This window comes from Bradyrhizobium sp. Mp19, assembly GCF_029952935.1.
Lineage (GTDB): Bacteria > Pseudomonadota > Alphaproteobacteria > Rhizobiales > Xanthobacteraceae > Bradyrhizobium > Bradyrhizobium elkanii.
The window spans coordinates 1-15288 of record NZ_JASAUT010000008.1 but is presented as its reverse complement, the minus strand read 5'-3'; the positions used below and the strand labels follow the sequence as shown (position 1 = coordinate 15288).

The window sequence follows — 15288 nt, the reverse complement described above, 5'->3', positions numbered from 1 at the left end:
CCACTTTCCTCCCTGCCGGCTATGCTGCGAGCGCCATGAAGCGCGCTACGTCCTGCGGCCCGATCTGCATCCGGGTCTGGCTTCGGAGTACGTCGATGCCAAGGGTGCGGAGATCCTCGTTGAAGTCGCCGAGCTGGGGCGAGATTACGATCGCCTCGATCCCGGCCGCGTTCGCCCGTTCGACCAAGCTGTCACGCGCAACGTCACCGGCCGGATCGTCGTCACGCAGGATGTAAAGCCGCCGCAGCGTGCTTGGGAATAGGATGGCGGCGAGATGGGCTGCGGAGAGCGCTGCCAGCGTCGGCATGTCGGGCAAGACCTGCCTGACCGACAGCACGGTCTCGATGCCTTCGCCGGCCGCCATGACTTCGCCGCCCGTGCCGAAGCGGACCGCGTTGCCGAGAAGATCGCCCATCGCCCGGCGTGGCGTGTCGAGAGGCGCCTTGTCGCGACGGCGCGGGTCGAGCCAGGTCCGGTGCGCCCCGGTGATCTTGCCGCCAAGGTCGGTGACGGCTGCGATCATCGCCGGCCAGGTCTCGGTCGGCGAATGCTCGTCGGGCCGATAATAGCAGCGCGGGTGGAAGCGCAGGTTTCCGGTTCCGCGTAAATCCGTAATGCCGCGTTCGCGTAGGTACGACTGTACGAGCGTGCCTGCGATCGGCTGCGACATGCCAAATAGGCGTCGGGCCGCCTCGGGCGATCCCCGCGGCGCCGGCGCCTGGCGCGGTTGTGTGGGCATGGGCTCAGGCGGCGGCATGCTGAGAAAGGTCCGCGCCTCGTCGGCGACGTCCTTGAAGTCAATCAGGCCGCAACTCTCCCGGATCACGTCGAGAAGATCGCCGTGCTCGCCCGTCGCTGCATCGGTCCATTTGCCGGCCGCACCCTTGGGCGAGTCCCTGAGCCGGACGTACATCGAGCGCCCCGCCGTGTTACGCACGTCGCCGACCAGCCAGTAGCGGCCTTCGCGCCGGCCGCTAGACAGGTAATGGCGGCACACCGCCTCGGCCTGGCGACCGAGACGCTGCGCGAGATCGGAAGCATCGTGACGGGCCATCACGCGGCCTCCCGTTCGGAGATACGCGCCACCGGATAGGTGTCGAGCAGCTTGGCGAGCACGCTCACGCCGCTGGTGTCGGCCGGCACGAAGAAGCGCAGCTTCCAGGAGATGATCTCGCTGAACAGGCCATAGGCCCGCAACCGCTCGCGCATCGCCTCGGTGAAGCCGGTCAGCTCCAGGCGGTAGGCGCTCATGACGCGGGCGCGGCGAAGCTGAAGGCCCTGCGCAAGGTCGAGGATCGTGGTGCCTCCCATCAGCGCCGCGAAGGCCTGTTCCGGCGTCAGCGTGCTCACGCCCTGCGAGGCGGCATTGGCGGCCCAGGCCGGCGAGACCCGGCGGCCGATGATGCGCTCGCCCGCGTCGGTCTGGAGCCGATAGACCCTCGTCGACTCGACCGGCAGGCGCTTCCAGATTGGCAGCAACAAGCCCGCGACGATGTGGATCGTGCTATCGGAAAACTCCGGAATGTCGGCGAGTTCGGCTTCCCATGCGGCAGTGAAGCGATCGTGATCGGCTTCCTCCCAATGGCTCTCGTCCATCATGCGTAGCGGCGCATAATGCTGCTCCATCGGCCGGATCAGGCAGACGCGACGTTCGATCTCGCCATCGTCGAGCATCATCGACGGGGCCGCCATTTGCACCGCGGCGCGGCCCGAGCGACCGTTCACCAGCAGCCGCGCGCGCGGATCGGCGAAATGGCCGATCGCATCGGCCAGCGTGACGGGGCGATTCCGCTCTCGGCGGGTGATAGTCAGGAGGCGCGTCTCCGCGCCTGTGCCGGGATGGACATGGATGACCTGGCTTTCGGTCACCACGAAGCTCTCGGCCTGCAGCGTCTCCAGCCCGACGTCATAATGGCCGCTGCGGATCGCGCCCTCTATCTTTGCAGTCAGGAGCTGCTCGAAGGCGGTGAACAGGATGCCCTGGAGTTCGATGGTGAGCGCCAGCAGCCGGTTGAGGAAGGTGGTAATCGGCGGCAGCTCGTCCTTGATGCCGTTGTCGTCCATCAGCTTGAGGCCGGTGGCGGACTCGAAGCGGTCGAGCGAGCAGCCCTCGACCTTGCCGCGCACGAGCAGCAGGTAAAGCTGGTGCAGCGCGTCACGCGCATAGTGGGATTCGAGATTGTCCTCGGGCCGGAACAGGCCTTGGCCGCCGGTCTGGCGCTGGCCGCGCGTGATGGCGCCGAGGGTGTCGAGCCGCCGCGCGATCGTCGAGACGAAGCGCTTCTCGGCCTTCACATCGGTGGCGATCGGCCGGAAGAGCGGCGGCTGCGCCTGATTGGTGCGGTTGGTGCGGCCGAGCCCCTGGATCGCGGCATCGGCCTTCCAGCCCGGCTCCAGGAGATAGTGGATGCGCAGGCGCTGGTTCCGGGCAGCGAGGTCAGCGTGATAGCTGCGGCCCGTGCCGCCGGCGTCGGAGAAGATCAGAACGCGCTTGTCGTCGTCCATGAACGACGCGGCCTCGGCGAGGTTGGCGGACCCGGCGCGGTTCTCGACGGCGAGCCGCTCGCCTTTGCGGACCACGCGTCGCGAGCGTCCGGTCACCTCGGCGACGACGTCCGTCCCGAAGCGCTGGACGATCTGGTCGAGCGCGCCGGGGACCGGCGGCAGTGATGCAAGCCGTTCGATCAGTTCGTCGCGGCGGGCGACGGCTTCGCGGCTCTCTACGGGCTGGCCGTCACGATAGACCGGCCGCGACGACAGATTGCCCTCGCTGTCGGAGAACGGTTCGTAAAGCTGCACCGGGAAGGAATGGGCGAGATAGTACAGGACATATTCGCGCGGGGTGATGTCGACGCGCACGTCATTCCATTCCTCGGTCGGGATTTCGGCGAGACGGCGTTCCATCAGGGCCTCGCCGGTCGAGACGATCTGGATGACCGCGGAATGGCCGTTCGCCAGGTCTTGCTCGATCGAGCGGACCAGCGTCGGCGTCTTCATGCTGGTCAGGAGATGACCGAAGAAACGCTGCTTGGCGCTTTCGAAGGCCGAGCGCGCGGCCGACTTCGCCTGTCGGTTCAACGTCCCGGTATCGCCGGTGATGTTGGCGGCCTGCATCGCCGCGTCGAGATGATTGTGGATGATGGCGAAGGCGCCGGCATAGGCATCATAGATGCGGGTCTGCTCGGGCGTGAGCTGGTGCTCGACCAGCTCGTATTCGACACCGTCATAGGAGAGCGAGCGGGCGGTGTAGAGGCCGAGCGCGCGCAGGTCGCGGGCGAGCACCTCCATCGCTGCGACGCCGCCATTCTCAACGGCTTCGACGAATTCCGCGCGGTTGGCGAAGGGGAAATCATCGCCGCCCCACAGCCCGAGGCGCTGGGCATAGGCGAGATTGTGGACGGTGGTTGCGCCGGTCGCCGAGACGTAGACCACGCGGGCGTTCGGGAGCGCGTGCTGGAGCCGAAGGCCCGCACGTCCTTGCTGCGACGCCGCCACGTCGCCTCGTTCTCCTTTGCCGCCACCGGCGTTCTGCATCGCATGGGACTCGTCGAAAATGATCACTCCGTCGAAATCGGAGCCCAACCATTCGACGATCTGCTTGACGCGCGAAAGCTTCTCCCCGCGATCGTCGGACCGTAGCGTAGCGTAGGTCAGAAATAGGACGCCTTCGGGCAGCCGGATGGCCGAGCCCTGCGGGAAGCGCGAGAGCGGCGTGACCAGCAGCCGCTCCATACCAAGCGCCGACCAATCGCGCTGGGCGTCTTCGAGCAGCTTGTCGGACTTGGAGATCCAGACGGCCCTGCGGCGCCCTTGGAGCCAGTTGTCGAGGATGATGCCCGCAGACTGGCGGCCCTTGCCGGCTCCGGTGCCATCGCCGAGCATGAAGCCACGGCGAAAGCGAACCGTGTTCGGGGCGTCGTCCGGCGCAGCGGTGATGAGATCGCCGGTCTCGTCCACAGTCCAGGCCCCGGCGAGATATTCGCCATGGGCCTCGCCGGCGTAGATCACCGTCTCGAGCTGGGCGTCGGAGAGGATGCCGTCGGCGACGATCGGCGCCGGCAGCGTCGGCCGATAGCTCGGCTTCGGCGGCGCGACCGAGGCCATGGCGGCGGACTGCACCAGCTTGGTCGGGTGCGGCTGCGCGCCCTCGATGCGGATCGACTGGAGCGCATAGGCTTCATAGAGCGAGTCCGACAGGCTGCCGCTCTCCGGCGGCGTCCAGTCGATGGTCTCATAGGCGACCGGTACGCCTTCGAGCTGCGCGATGCGACGGGCGGGTTGAGCCGTCGTCGCGCGGGCGAGATAGCCTCGCACCGTGCGCGGCGTGGCAGCCGGCATCGTGGCGGGACGCGTGATCGTGACCGGCAGGCGCGCGGGAACCTGGGCGTCGATCCAGCCGAGCAAGGTCGCGACATCGGGCGCGATCTTGGCGGAGTCTGGAAAATGCTCGGGGTCTTCGGCCGGCGCCTTGTCGATGACCGTCAGGCGGGTCTCGATGGTCGTGCCGTGCTTGGCATAGACCGAACCGGCGATCGCGGCAGTGAACACGACGCGGCCGCGTGCCTGCAGGCGCACGAAGGCGTCGCGCCACTGCGGATGCTCCGGCGAGAAGTTGGCGCCAGTGACGGCGACAAGCCGCCCGCCATCGGCCAGGCGAGCGAGCGCCGAGGCGATATGCCGATAGGCGGCGTCGGCGACGCGTCCGGTGACGTTTGCCATTACCGAGAATGGCGGGTTCATGATGACGACGCTCGGGCGGGCGTCCGGATCGAGATGGTCGTCGATCTGGGCCGCATCGAAGCGCGTGACGGGCACGGCCGGAAAGAGAGAAGCGAGAAGATCGGCGCGGGTCTCGGCCAGCTCGTTGAGGATGAGCGATGCGCCCGCGGTCTCGGCGAGGACGCCGAGCAGCCCCGTGCCCGCGGACGGCTCCAGCACGCGATCGACCGGGGTCAATGTTGCCGCCGTCAGCGCGGCAAGGCCCAGCGGGACCGGCGTCGAGAACTGCTGGAAGGCCTGCGCCCCTTCGGATCGGCGCGTGTGCGTCGGTAGCAGTCCGACGATCTTGGCGAGCGCCGACAACCGTGAAGCCGGCGATGCGGCTTTACGGAAAAGCGGCTTTCCGTATTTGCGCAGGAACAGGACGGTCGCGGCCTCGCAGGCGTCATAGGCGGTCTTCCAGTCCCAGGCGCCGGCAGCATCGGACGCGCCGAAGGCGTCCTCCATGGCGCTGCGCAGCATGGCGGCATTGACGGTGCGGCCCTGTTCGAGGTGGGAGAGGATGCGCTCGGCGCCGGCGAGGATGGCAGCGGCCGGCGGCGCGGACGGTGCGAGCGGAAGCGAAGCCGCCTCGGCGGCAGGGATCGGAGCATGAAGCATGGAGGGAGACCTCGGAGAGCGGGACAAGGGCGAGCCGGCCCGGCGCTCTCTCTCGACCGGACGGGCTCAAACCCGTCCCGGCCACCCTCTCACTCCGGCGCGGGCGCAACCCGGCCTGCCGCACTGGCTTCCGGCGGCACGAATGGGACGCTAAGCTCTCGTAGGAAAAGAAGCCGCGGCGCCTCGCAGCATCCGGGCGCGCTGCGCCGGATGATGAGTATGGGAGGCGAGATGAAGGGCAGCGCGATCGGCATCCTTGGCGCGGCATGTCTGGCGGTCGGCTTCGGCGCGGGCTTCGTGCTCCGGCCGGTGATTTCTCCGGTCGCCGCATCTCCGGCCGTCGCCGCCGGCGTCGCCCAGCCGAGCGAGGACGAGGCCACCGCAGCCGTGCGGCGCCACCGCCTGTTCACGGGTACGTCGCTCGCCAACGCGACGCTGAAGCTCGGCGACTGCTCGCCGGGCGGTGTGGGCCCGGGCGTGACCTGCATGACGCAGATCGTGCTCGATCCGACCAAGCCGAACGCGAGCCCGCAAAACCGGCCAATCGGCTTTGCCCGCGTCAACGGGCAATGGGAGGTGGCGGTCTGGTAGAGGCGAACGAAGAGATCGAACGAGCGCGCGCCTTGCTTGCCAATGGCGTGGAGTTTCTGCCGTCACCGGTTCGGGCGGACACCGGCGATCCCCGCGACACTTGCTACATGACCGCGATCGCGGCTGAGCTTGGGCTGAAGGCGTATCTTTCGAGCCAAGGATGGAGCGACGATCGCTGTCGCCGGGACGTTCGCCACGATCTCGAAACGGGCCTGGCGCAGGCCTACAAGTCCGGAATGGTCGGCACCGGCGACGAACTGGCCGACGTGATTGCGGTGTTGAACGCCTACTATCCGCGCCATGCTTTTGATCGCTTCGACGGCGATCCGGCCTTTGCGTCGAAGGCGCGCGCGGCCGTCGCGGGTCTCTTCGATGCCGTGCGCCCCTATGTCGAGGCCTCGGGCGGCCGGTAGATCTCGAAGGGATTGCCGTCGGCGAGACGACCGAACGGCGTGAAGACGAACTCGCCGTCATCGCGGCCGACGGCGCAGATGACGTAACGCGGCTCGCCTGTCCCGACGTCAGTGCATTCCATCAGCGCCAGGTCACCGCTGGTCGCCGCGCGCAGCAGCGTCTGGAAGTTGGCGCAGGCGTGATCGGGAATGCTCATCGCGCGCCTCCCTCGGCAAGGCGATCGGCGAGCCAGCGGCCGGTGCTCGTCCAGGCGATCGTCTCGCCTGTGGCGAGATCGAGGACATGGGCGCCGCCCGAAAAACCGTCGACCACGGGGCTGGAGGCGATGCCGGCCCACTGGAATCCCCAGCGGCCGGTCAGCCCGAACGCCGCGGCGCAGCGCGTCACGAAGGTGATCGCGACCTGCGGATCGGCGGTGCCGGCGTCGCGCAGCCAGAGCCGCGACGCGCCATGCTCGGGTGTCGCCGAGAGGTGAAACGGCTCGGCCGGCGGGTCCTCTCGGCCGTTCTCGGCCATCAGCGCGGCGTAGATGTCGAAGGCCCGAGCAGCATTGGCGAGCGTGCCGACGTCGAGCAGGCAGGAATAGCGGGTAAGGAAATCGGTCATGGCGGGCTCCGGAAAAGAGCCCGGCGCTCGGGCCGGGCTCGGGATGGGTTTGGGATGGCGGCAGCTAGTAGCCGAACTGCCAGGATGGCCAGGCTTGGCCGTCGTCTGCGGCGCGCACGGCGTCGGCGAGGTGGGCAGGATCGCCTTCGACGACGACGGGATCGTGCACTGGGGTTTCGTCGATGATCGTCACGCGTCCGACGAGCCCGTCCTCGACCACGACATGCACGGGGATGAGATACTGGAAGACGACGCGTCGTTGCGATGGGGTGGATCGCGGCATGGTGATGCTCCTTCGATCGGGGAAAGGACCGGAGCGGCCGAAGCCGCTCCGGGTACTCGTCATTCGGCCGCGACAAGGTGCGGTTCATCGGCGTCGGTCTCGGCCGTGACCTCGTCGTCGTCGCCGGCGAGGAATGCCGGCAGCGCCGCGCCTTCGTCCTCGCCGTCGGCCTCGACCTCCGGCGTGGGCGCCTCGGCGTCGTCGATGAGGCGCAGCGGCTCAGGCAGCCAGCCGGTGTCGGCCAGCAAGCGTTCGGCCTCCTTGGCCATGTCGCCCTTCTTCAGGTGGTCGATGAGCTGCGCGGCCTGCTCGCCGACGCCCTCGCGGACCGCCTGAAGAATGCGGGGCTTGGTGACGCGGTTGAGGTAGTTGCCGAAGGTCGGGCGCCAGCCGGCCTCCACCAGGTCGAGCCCCGTCGCCTTCGTTAGGCGGTCGGCCTGGGCGAGGCGCATATCGAGGGTGTGCTGCGACACGCCGCCGGCGCTGTGCGGGTTTGGCCGCTCATAGAGCGCGTTCACGCCGTAGCTGACGCAATGCGCCAGCAGCGCCATCCGGCTGGCGTCGTCCAGACCCGCGAGCCAGTCCCATAGGGCGTCGTCGTCCTTCGGGATGTCGCCGGCCCAGGCGGCGTGCCGGTCCTGGACCGCGCGAGCGGACGGGCTGTCCTTCAGCGCCTCGTCCTGCGCCGGGAAGAAGATGTGCTTCACCCCGGCTTCCATGGCGCCCGTGTACATGCGTGTCATGAAGGTGTCCGAGACCAGCTTGTGAAGGAGCGCAGTCATGGCGACGTGCGGATTCTCCGCGACGGCGTTGCGCAGTGCGAGCGTGCGGTAGGCCGTCAGCTCGATGACCAGGCGTTCCGGCAGCGGCTTGATCGCATCGTCGTCGTCGTCCTCCGCCTCGACGGGCTGGCCGCCGATCGTGATGACGCCGCGCTGCACTGCCGGCGCAACGGGCTCGCCCGGTTGACGCTCGGTCTCGTCCCGATCGTTCTCGGCGCTGGGTTCGGGAGCCTCGTCCTCGGCCCGGACGTAGCCGCGATCGATGGCGACGCTGCCGTCATGGGCGATGCTGATGAACACGCCCGCGCGGGCGATGTCCTCGGCCTCGAAGCGCACCGGACGGGTCTCGAAGGCGGACAGCGCCGTCTCGATCTCGCTGAGCCGCTGATCGACCTCGTCGGGCAGTTCGTCGGCGCCTTCATATTCGGCCTCGAGCTTCTGGTATTCGGCGTTGAGCGCCTCGATCGTCGCCTGTTCCTCGGCGGTCATGTCAAGCGGTTCGCCCTGCAGCTCGCGCAGGCCGCGCGTGGCGTCGTAGGGGAAGCCGACCGCGACCTCGATCCACTTCCAGCCCTCGGCGGCGATCGTCTCGGCCGTCGCCTTCAGCTTTTCTACGACCAGCCGATCGAGCAGCGCAGCATCCTGCAGCCAGCCCCCATCGTCGGACTGGAACAGGTCGCGCATGACGATGCCGCCCGCGGCCTCATAGGCCTCGACGCCGACGAAGACGGCGCGCTTGTCCGAGGCGCGCACCGTCGTCTCAGTCAGCATGCGGCGGATCTGGTACGGCTCCTTCGACCAGGCGTCCTTGATCGCCTCCCAGACCTGCTCTTGGCGGGCATGGTCATCGGAGACGGTGAAGGCCATGAGCTGATCGAGCGTCATGCCGTCCTCGGCATAGACGTCGAGCAAGGTGGGCGATGCGGCCGCGAGGCGGAGGCGCTGCTTGACCACCTGCACCGGCACGAAGAGCGCCGCGGCGATCTCCTCCTCGGACTTACCCTTCACGCGCATGTCCTGGAAGGCACGAAACTGGTCGAGAGGATGGAGCGGCGCGCGGTCGATATTCTCGACCAGCGACACTTCCTCGGAGAGGACCTCGTCGTCGCGCTTGCGCACCACGCACGGCACCGGGGCGATCTTGGCGAGGCGCTTCTGCTTGACGAGCAGCTCCAGCGCGCGGAAGCGGCGGCCGCCGGCCGGCACCTCGAACATGCCGGTCTCCTGGCCTTCGGCGTCGACCACGGGCACGACGCTGAGGCTCTGGATCAGGCCGCGTCGCGCGATCGAGGCCGCCAAGTCCTCGATCGAGACGCCGGCCTTCACACGCCGGACGTTCGACTGGCTTAGGACCAGCTTGTTGAAGGGGATGTCGCGCGAGGACGACAGGACGATCTTCTGAACTGCAGTAGCCATCGGGGGTTACTCCGCGACGGGCGACCGAGAGCCTCTCTCTCGACCTCCAACCCGCCACGGAAATCCCGTCCTCCCTCTTACTCTCTTGCCGCCCACCTTGGGCGCGGCAGCGGATCGAGCCACTGAGCTCGGCGGCCAGTCCCCTGTGGAGCGAAAAAGGCGCCAGCCATTCTTGAACGTTCATTCCTGAACGGGTATCGTTGATTCATGGCAAGGGCACGGGAATTCGACACCGACGCTGCATTGGACGGCGCGATCAAGGTCTTTCGCGAGCACGGGTTCGAAGGAGCCTCGGCTCAGATGCTTGTCGACGCCATGGGGATTGGACGCCAAAGCCTCTACGCGGCATTCGGCGACAAGTGGCAGCTCTATTGCTCGGCAGTGCGGCGCTACGGGATGGGCGAATGTGCCGCGCACTTCGACGCTCTTCGAAGTGGAGCACGGGCCATCGATGGGATCGGCGCGATGCTTCGGCGGGTGTCGGAAACAGGCCGCCAAGCCTGCCTGGGCGTTGGATCGGTCTATGAGTTCGGAACCTCCCGCGCCGATCTGAACAACATCAACGCAGCGCTGGCGAGGAGCATGCGCGGGGCGATTGCCGACCGCGTTCGAGATGCGCAGCAGGAGGGCGATGTGTCCGGCGCTCTCGAGCCTGAGGCGGCGGCGGAATTTCTGATCGCGAACATCACCGGCATCCGTGTCGCCGGTCGCGGTGGCGCCGACCGCGCGACGCTCGGCCGGTTGGCCGACATGGCGCTCAAGGCGCTCCGCTAATTTTTTGGCCAGTTATGGAATGATCGTTCAAGATAGGAGCAGAAGAATGAGAGCCATTGCGATGACAGGTACCGGCGGCCGCGAGGTGCTCGACTGCGTGGAACGTCCCGAACCGACGGCGGGTTCGGGCGAGGCATTGGTTGAGATCGCGTTCGCAGGTGTCAATTTCATGGATGTCGGCGTGCGACAGGGCATGGCCTGGACGCAGGTTCCAAACCCCAAGGTCCTGGGCGTCGAGGGCGCCGGGCGGGTGCTGGCGGTGGGTCAAGGCGCCGAGGACGTCGAAGTCGGGCAGCGGGTCGCATGGGTGTATGCGCCCGGAAGCTACGCGGAGCGGATCGTCATTCCGGCCCGGTCGCTCGTGCGGATCCCCGACGCGATCGATGACCGGACGGCGGCGGCGGTGATGATGCAGGGCCTCACCGCCAGCCATTTCGCGACCGACTTCTATCCTGTCCAGGCGGGCAACGTGGCCTTTGTGCACGCTGCCGCAGGCGGCGTCGGCCTGCTGTTGACACAGATCATCAAGCTCCGGGGCGGTCACGTCATCGGGCGGGTCTCATCGGAGGAAAAGGTGGCCGCGGCAACGGAGGCCGGCGCCGACCATGTGATCGTCGATGTCGAAGGCCGCTTCGCCGAGGAAGCGCTGCGGCTGACCGGCGGCGAAGGCGTGCATATCGTCTACGATGGCTCCGGGCCGACCACTTTCCAAGGATCCCTCGACGTGCTTCGGCGCTCGGGCACGTTCTGCTGGTACGGTCCTGTTCTCGGAGGGCCGGGGCCGCTCGACATCATGAGCCTGCCGAAGAGCATCAAGATCGGTTACGCGACCTTCTTCGACCACATTCACACGCCGGAGCTGCTCCGCGCACGCGCGACGCAGCTCTTCGACTGGATCATGGAAGGCCGCCTCAAGGTGCGGATCGGGGGCGAGTACTCGCTCGCAGATGCCTCGGCGGCCCACGCGGACATGGAAAGCCGCAAGACGATCGGAAAGCTGTTGCTCGTCCCCTGAGCACCCGATCCCGCTGCGGGGCGACTGGCGCGGGCACCGGCTCCGCGGTCGCCCGGGCAAAGAGTGGCAGCGCCTCCCGTAGCAGGTGCGGCATGCGGAAAGACGCCGCGCGTGTACGCGGCGTCTCCCGATAGCCGTCGTGCGGAGCCAACGGCACGGCATTACGGGTCCATCCGCCGGGCACGATGGGCGCTGTTGATACACTCGGCCTGCCGGATGCTGCCGGCGCGACGCGCCGCGTCGGCCCAGACCGAGATGGGAAACAGGCCCTCGAACAGGACGTCGGGCTCGATGCCGAGACCGAGCGGTAGGTGCACTGCGGCCATCTCGTCGAGGCTGAACGAGCCAAGCTCGGATTCGCCGAGATCGGCCAGGCCGAACAAGGTGTCGCCGTCCTCGTCGAGTTCGGTCGCGAGCCAGACGCCTTCGCCCAGCGGGTTGAAGAATTTGACCACCGGCACATGGTCGGCGCCGCGGTCGCGGCGGTTGGCGAGCAGGCACGCGCGCAGCTCGGGCGTGAGGAGGATCATGCAGCTCTCCTGTCGATCGAGGGCGCCTGCGCGCCGGCATCGTCCGCCGGCACGAAGCCCAGCAGCCAGTCGGCAGCCTTGCTCGCCTGCGAGGCGGCGCGGACTATGGCGCGATTGTCCTCGCGCAGCACCTCCAGCCACGAACCGATGTAGTCCGCGTGCCGGACTGTCGGGACGATGCCGAGCGAGGCGCAGACATCGCACCGTACCATGACCGGCAGATCGTCATCCTCGAACGCGACGCCTGGGCCGACTGGCTCGATCCGTCGGTGCCGGCGCAGTCGCTGATCCGGCCGCTGCCTGCGGGAGCCTTGCAGGTTGCTCAGGTTGGATAAATATCTGCATCGATAACGGGGCTGAGGATTCTGATGCAGCAAGAGGAAATCGAAAAAGAGCTTGAGCAGATGCGCAAATTGGGCAGTGTCAGCTCTTCCGAGTGGCAGGCCTATACATGGAAGAACGAGCTGGCCGAACAAAAACGGCGCATCGGTCTACACCTTGATGAAGCCCTGACGGACGCGGAAACCGAGCACAATCCCTATCATATGCTCGAACGGGCGATCGGGGTTGCGGCGGTCTGCATGCGACGGCTGATCGAATGTCGGCTGGTGACAGATTGTTTTCGCGACACGGCGCTTGAGGTTCACGAGGTACTCGCAAAGGCCGACGCGGATTGGCGCGAGCCGTTCGTAAGCCGCACTGCCAGCGAAATCTTCAACAACTATGATCTGACGGCGCGGCACGCGGAAAAGCGGATACCCAAGGTCATATCCGACAAGATGCTGCACGCGCGGGTAATCGGCGTGCTGTCCGGAAATGCATTTATCCCTGATGGTCTTCTCATCGCGTCGGACACGCAAAGCAAGACCCAGCTTTTTCATTTCACGCCGACAGAGATCGGGGCAATTTTCGATGCGTTTCTCAACGATCAGGTTCGATCTTCGACGGACGGATACCTAGATAAGGACGGCGATATGCATGGAACGCGAAAGGTCTTCGCGACCAGGGAGTAATCAGCCCATGTGGGGCCGAGGGCCGAGAGCCTTTGAACGAGAGGACCGCCGTGCCAGACCGTAAGCTATCGCCGTGCGGGCGTCAGACCGAGGCCGAAGTCGAAAACTACTACCGCAATCAGCCCGAGGGATCGTCGGCCGTGGTCCGGCGGACCCACGGTGGCATCTTGAGCTATCAGGTGACTACCTTCGGGCTTCGTCGCACGCGCAGCGGCCGGATCAATGTAGAAGGTGTCGGCGACTTTTACATGAAGTCTGGCAAGAACTGCTGGGAGCCGACAGGCCAAATGAGGCTTGTGGTGCCGACGGAAGAGGTCTTGGCTTGGGCCGAGGAGAATCCCCGCGGGCAAATGGATGTGAGCATCTACGCTGACGAGCCGTTTTGGAGGAAAGCGCTGCTCACAAAGTGAGCTGCCGCGGGGCGCGCGGCTACGAGCGATCCTTGATGACGACCAACGATCCGATAGGGCCGACTTCGGCCCGTACCCGCTCGATCACGCGTTGCCGATCCTCGATCGGAGCCGAGATCAGCTCCCTGACATAGGGGGGAGGTTCGGACCGGAGGCCCGGAACGTCGAACCTCACAGCGTCGCCAGCGCCGCGCTCCGCCAAAAACCTCAAGACGCCGTTCGCGCGCCTCGGAAGTGAAGGGTCATCAGACGAGCCGGCGAAGCCTCGGCAGCACACCAAGCATCGAAGTGGGACGGATACTGGGCCGAGAGTCGAGATTCCAACGCCGCCTTGCTTTATCAGCGGTTTCACGGCGGCGGCGAACGCGACGGTGCAGCCGAGCTGCTCGAGTTGCGGCGGGGTGGAGAAGCAGTTCCAACTCAGCTTCGGAAAATTCAGAAGGCTGTGGTTGTACAGGAAATAGAGCGCCGGAATGCCTTTGACGCTCGCCTGATCGAGCAGGATGTCGATCTGTGGACGGCCACGCACCTTATGCTTGATAGAGGAGTATAGATTGGCCTTTGCTTTGAGAATCTTCGCCTGGATCAGCAGTCCGACCCATTCCCGCCCGTTGGTCAGCCACCATTCCCAGTCCGCCCCGGTCACGGACTCCTCAGGCTTTGTGAACTGAAAGGTCGCGACCTCGGTCGGATGCGCGCTCTGAACGTCCAAGAGGAAATCGTCAGTTATAGTCTCTTCACCGCGATTGATTCCGAGCGATCTCGCGCGGCCAAGGTCTGTCCATATTTTCTGTGCCATCGCCACGAAGGTGCTGCAAAGCGGATCGGACTGCAGAAGCCCGCTTGCGGTAATCGTTGAGCTTGCCGTCATTTCTGTCAGGAATTCCTATTCGGAGCGCTCGGGCATCGCGTGCGAGGCCGTATCGGGCATCATCCTCGCTTTGCAAAGGCCAGGACGCGGGCGCTGAAGTGTGTCAGCTCCTGATCGTTTATCGCTGCGGTCTCGTAAGCGGCGTTGGTGTCGTGATGAAAGCGGTTGGCATAAGCGAGCAGTGCCCGCAGCTCGTCGATATCCGCCTGGTTGAGAAGCTGATTGGGCTGTCCAACCCTTTGTTGGCAGATACCAATGAAGGGACCGAGCAGTGTCCCTGGTGGGAAGGCGTTTGGGTACGCGACGCGCATGAATGCCTCCAGGATGTGACGCAAGGCGGCGGCGACACGCCGTTCCGTTGCGGGGTCGGCGGCTTCAAGATAGGCGGCCACGAGCGCGTGACGCCTATCGTGTTCGGTGATGCAGTCCTGATTGACGTCCCAGGTTGCCAATGTCGATCCGACCGCGTCGCGGCGGATGAGGATCGCTTGCCGGGCGGTAGTGTCTGCGCCTTCCCAGAGTTGACACAAGAACGGCTTGGAGTGGGACAGCACGATGACTTGGCGCACTCGCGCCACCAGCCGGCGCATCTCTTGCACGGTCGTCAATGAACGGTGCTCGTCGAGGCTGGTCATCGGATCGTCGATGACCACAATCTTTTGCGCAAGCTGCGGGTCTTGATCGAGCGACGCGAAGAAGAACGCAAGGGCGAGCGTGTTGCGGTCTCCAGCGCTAAGGGTGTTGCGGAACGCTGGGCCCGCGTCAGCGGTCAGCGCGACCGACATGTTGTTGATGACGACGTTGTAGTTGCAAGAAGAACCGCCGCGATTGTTGACGGGGCTAACAGCCGCTAAGCGAAACCCGGCATTGAAGCGCTGCAGGTAGGCGTTGATGGCCGCTTCGTAGGCCGGGAACACATTTTGACGATAGTTGTCGAGGGCAGCTCGCGCTTGCCGCCGCTGCGTTTCGGTGGCCGTCTTCGCCGCCTTCTCCGCCAGATAATCGGCGCACTGCGCGTTTGTTGGCTCGCTGTGGCGTCTCTGCACTGCCTGCAACCGCGCGAGATCGGCCGTGAGCGCAGGGAGATTGGCGACCGCCGCTTGCTCCTTGACGATTGCAATCGGCGCAAGTCGGAGGCCAAGCGGTCTTAGGAAGACAAATATGTCTGGCAACTCCTTGGCTCACATAGGTCGGAGGCCAAGCG

General features: G+C 66.1%; 15 protein-coding genes and 2 pseudogenes. 7 read left to right on the top strand and 10 right to left on the bottom strand.

The genetic code is table 11. The annotated features are described in order from the left end of the window. Positions 1-19: 19 nt before the first annotated feature. Both QJT82_RS12400 and QJT82_RS12395 read right to left on the bottom strand, forming a co-directional pair. Positions 20-1054: a toprim domain-containing protein gene (locus QJT82_RS12400; protein WP_264641858.1), complete on the bottom strand. Its 1035-nt coding sequence runs from the start codon at positions 1052-1054 to the stop codon at positions 20-22. Next, positions 1054-5379 carry a strawberry notch family protein gene (locus QJT82_RS12395; protein ID WP_264641857.1) on the bottom strand — a complete coding sequence of 1442 codons (4326 nt, stop codon included), beginning with the start codon at positions 5377-5379 and terminating at the stop codon, positions 1054-1056. Before QJT82_RS12395 ends, QJT82_RS12400 begins: the two co-directional genes overlap by 1 nt. Positions 5380-5598: 219 nt before the next feature. Between QJT82_RS12395 and QJT82_RS12390 the strand changes: the two genes are divergently transcribed. Together QJT82_RS12390 and QJT82_RS12385 are read left to right on the top strand one after the other, a co-directional pair. Then, positions 5599-5970, top strand: coding sequence for a hypothetical protein (locus tag QJT82_RS12390; protein ID WP_264641856.1), 372 nt, complete (start codon positions 5599-5601; stop codon positions 5968-5970). A 107-nt stretch (positions 5971-6077) separates the two neighbouring features. Beyond that, positions 6078-6383 carry a hypothetical protein gene (locus QJT82_RS12385; RefSeq protein WP_264641855.1) on the top strand — a complete coding sequence of 102 codons (306 nt, stop codon included), beginning with the start codon at positions 6078-6080 and terminating at the stop codon, positions 6381-6383. Here QJT82_RS12385 and QJT82_RS12380 read toward each other — a convergent pair. The 4 genes from QJT82_RS12380 to QJT82_RS12365 all read right to left on the bottom strand — a co-directional run bounded on the left by QJT82_RS12380 (position 6356) and on the right by QJT82_RS12365 (position 9471). After that, the gene (locus QJT82_RS12380) at positions 6356-6580 is read right to left on the bottom strand and encodes a DUF6117 family protein (RefSeq protein WP_264641854.1); all 225 of its coding nucleotides are present in this window, start codon (positions 6578-6580) and stop codon (positions 6356-6358) included. The two genes, QJT82_RS12385 and QJT82_RS12380, sit on opposite strands and share 28 nt — an antisense overlap. After that, positions 6577-6990 carry a hypothetical protein gene (locus QJT82_RS12375; RefSeq protein ID WP_264641853.1) on the bottom strand — a complete coding sequence of 138 codons (414 nt, stop codon included), beginning with the start codon at positions 6988-6990 and terminating at the stop codon, positions 6577-6579. The genes QJT82_RS12380 and QJT82_RS12375 overlap by 4 nt, the downstream gene beginning before the upstream one ends. A 64-nt stretch (positions 6991-7054) precedes the next feature. Continuing rightward, on the bottom strand, positions 7055-7273 hold the full coding sequence (locus QJT82_RS12370; RefSeq protein WP_264641852.1) for a hypothetical protein: 219 nt from the start codon (positions 7271-7273) through the stop codon (positions 7055-7057). A gap of 59 nt (positions 7274-7332) precedes the next feature. Next, positions 7333-9471: a ParB/RepB/Spo0J family partition protein gene (locus tag QJT82_RS12365; protein ID WP_264641851.1), complete on the bottom strand. Its 2139-nt coding sequence runs from the start codon at positions 9469-9471 to the stop codon at positions 7333-7335. A gap of 207 nt (positions 9472-9678) precedes the next feature. Here QJT82_RS12365 and QJT82_RS12360 point away from each other — a divergent pair, with 207 nt between their 5' ends. Together QJT82_RS12360 and QJT82_RS12355 are read left to right on the top strand one after the other, a co-directional pair. Continuing rightward, complete coding sequence (locus tag QJT82_RS12360) at positions 9679-10245, top strand: TetR/AcrR family transcriptional regulator (protein WP_264641850.1); 567 nt, start codon at positions 9679-9681, stop codon at positions 10243-10245. Between the two features lie 46 nt (positions 10246-10291). Beyond that, complete coding sequence (locus QJT82_RS12355; protein WP_264641849.1) at positions 10292-11260, top strand: quinone oxidoreductase; 969 nt, start codon at positions 10292-10294, stop codon at positions 11258-11260. A gap of 161 nt (positions 11261-11421) precedes the next feature. Here the strand turns inward: QJT82_RS12355 and QJT82_RS12350 are convergent, their stop codons facing one another. Continuing rightward, positions 11422-11790 carry a DUF2958 domain-containing protein gene (locus tag QJT82_RS12350; protein WP_264641848.1) on the bottom strand — a complete coding sequence of 123 codons (369 nt, stop codon included), beginning with the start codon at positions 11788-11790 and terminating at the stop codon, positions 11422-11424. Beyond that, a pseudogene (locus tag QJT82_RS12345) lies at positions 11787-11984 on the bottom strand (zincin-like metallopeptidase domain-containing protein); the annotation flags it as partial. The gene QJT82_RS12350 and the pseudogene QJT82_RS12345, both read right to left, overlap by 4 nt. Here QJT82_RS12345 and QJT82_RS12340 point away from each other — a divergent pair. The 3 genes and pseudogenes from QJT82_RS12340 to QJT82_RS12330 form a co-directional block, all read left to right on the top strand. Then, positions 11973-12125: pseudogene (locus tag QJT82_RS12340) on the top strand (SOS response-associated peptidase family protein); the annotation flags it as partial. The pseudogenes QJT82_RS12345 and QJT82_RS12340 overlap by 12 nt on opposite strands. Positions 12126-12158: 33 nt before the next feature. Continuing rightward, the gene (locus tag QJT82_RS12335; protein WP_264641847.1) at positions 12159-12803 is read left to right on the top strand and encodes a hypothetical protein; all 645 of its coding nucleotides are present in this window, start codon (positions 12159-12161) and stop codon (positions 12801-12803) included. Between the two features lie 50 nt (positions 12804-12853). Further along, positions 12854-13213: a hypothetical protein gene (locus tag QJT82_RS12330; protein ID WP_264641846.1), complete on the top strand. Its 360-nt coding sequence runs from the start codon at positions 12854-12856 to the stop codon at positions 13211-13213. Between the two features lie 19 nt (positions 13214-13232). Here QJT82_RS12330 and QJT82_RS12325 read toward each other — a convergent pair whose 3' ends face one another. Beyond that, the gene (locus tag QJT82_RS12325) at positions 13233-14084 is read right to left on the bottom strand and encodes a DUF6615 family protein (protein ID WP_264641845.1); all 852 of its coding nucleotides are present in this window, start codon (positions 14082-14084) and stop codon (positions 13233-13235) included. Positions 14085-14143: 59 nt separating this feature from the next. Beyond that, complete coding sequence (locus QJT82_RS12320) at positions 14144-15256, bottom strand: AAA family ATPase (RefSeq protein ID WP_281446639.1); 1113 nt, start codon at positions 15254-15256, stop codon at positions 14144-14146. Positions 15257-15288: the final 32 nt, after the last annotated feature.

What these genes read in the sequence shown, in the direction of transcription:
- QJT82_RS12355 (WP_264641849.1), top strand. Translation starts at nt 10,292, where the DNA reads ATGAGAGCCATTGCGATGACAGGTACCGGCGGCCGCGAGGTGCTCGAC.
- QJT82_RS12380 (WP_264641854.1), bottom strand. Translation starts at nt 6,580, where the DNA reads ATGAGCATTCCCGATCACGCCTGCGCCAACTTCCAGACGCTGCTGCGC.
- QJT82_RS12400 (WP_264641858.1), bottom strand. Translation starts at nt 1,054, where the DNA reads ATGGCCCGTCACGATGCTTCCGATCTCGCGCAGCGTCTCGGTCGCCAG.
- QJT82_RS12335 (WP_264641847.1), top strand. Translation starts at nt 12,159, where the DNA reads ATGCAGCAAGAGGAAATCGAAAAAGAGCTTGAGCAGATGCGCAAATTG.
- QJT82_RS12365 (WP_264641851.1), bottom strand. Translation starts at nt 9,471, where the DNA reads ATGGCTACTGCAGTTCAGAAGATCGTCCTGTCGTCCTCGCGCGACATC.
- QJT82_RS12350 (WP_264641848.1), bottom strand. Translation starts at nt 11,790, where the DNA reads ATGATCCTCCTCACGCCCGAGCTGCGCGCGTGCCTGCTCGCCAACCGC.
- QJT82_RS12395 (WP_264641857.1), bottom strand. Translation starts at nt 5,379, where the DNA reads ATGCTTCATGCTCCGATCCCTGCCGCCGAGGCGGCTTCGCTTCCGCTC.
- QJT82_RS12325 (WP_264641845.1), bottom strand. Translation starts at nt 14,084, where the DNA reads ATGACGGCAAGCTCAACGATTACCGCAAGCGGGCTTCTGCAGTCCGAT.
- QJT82_RS12370 (WP_264641852.1), bottom strand. Translation starts at nt 7,273, where the DNA reads ATGCCGCGATCCACCCCATCGCAACGACGCGTCGTCTTCCAGTATCTC.
- QJT82_RS12360 (WP_264641850.1), top strand. Translation starts at nt 9,679, where the DNA reads ATGGCAAGGGCACGGGAATTCGACACCGACGCTGCATTGGACGGCGCG.
- QJT82_RS12385 (WP_264641855.1), top strand. Translation starts at nt 6,078, where the DNA reads ATGACCGCGATCGCGGCTGAGCTTGGGCTGAAGGCGTATCTTTCGAGC.
- QJT82_RS12390 (WP_264641856.1), top strand. Translation starts at nt 5,599, where the DNA reads ATGGGAGGCGAGATGAAGGGCAGCGCGATCGGCATCCTTGGCGCGGCA.
- QJT82_RS12375 (WP_264641853.1), bottom strand. Translation starts at nt 6,990, where the DNA reads ATGACCGATTTCCTTACCCGCTATTCCTGCCTGCTCGACGTCGGCACG.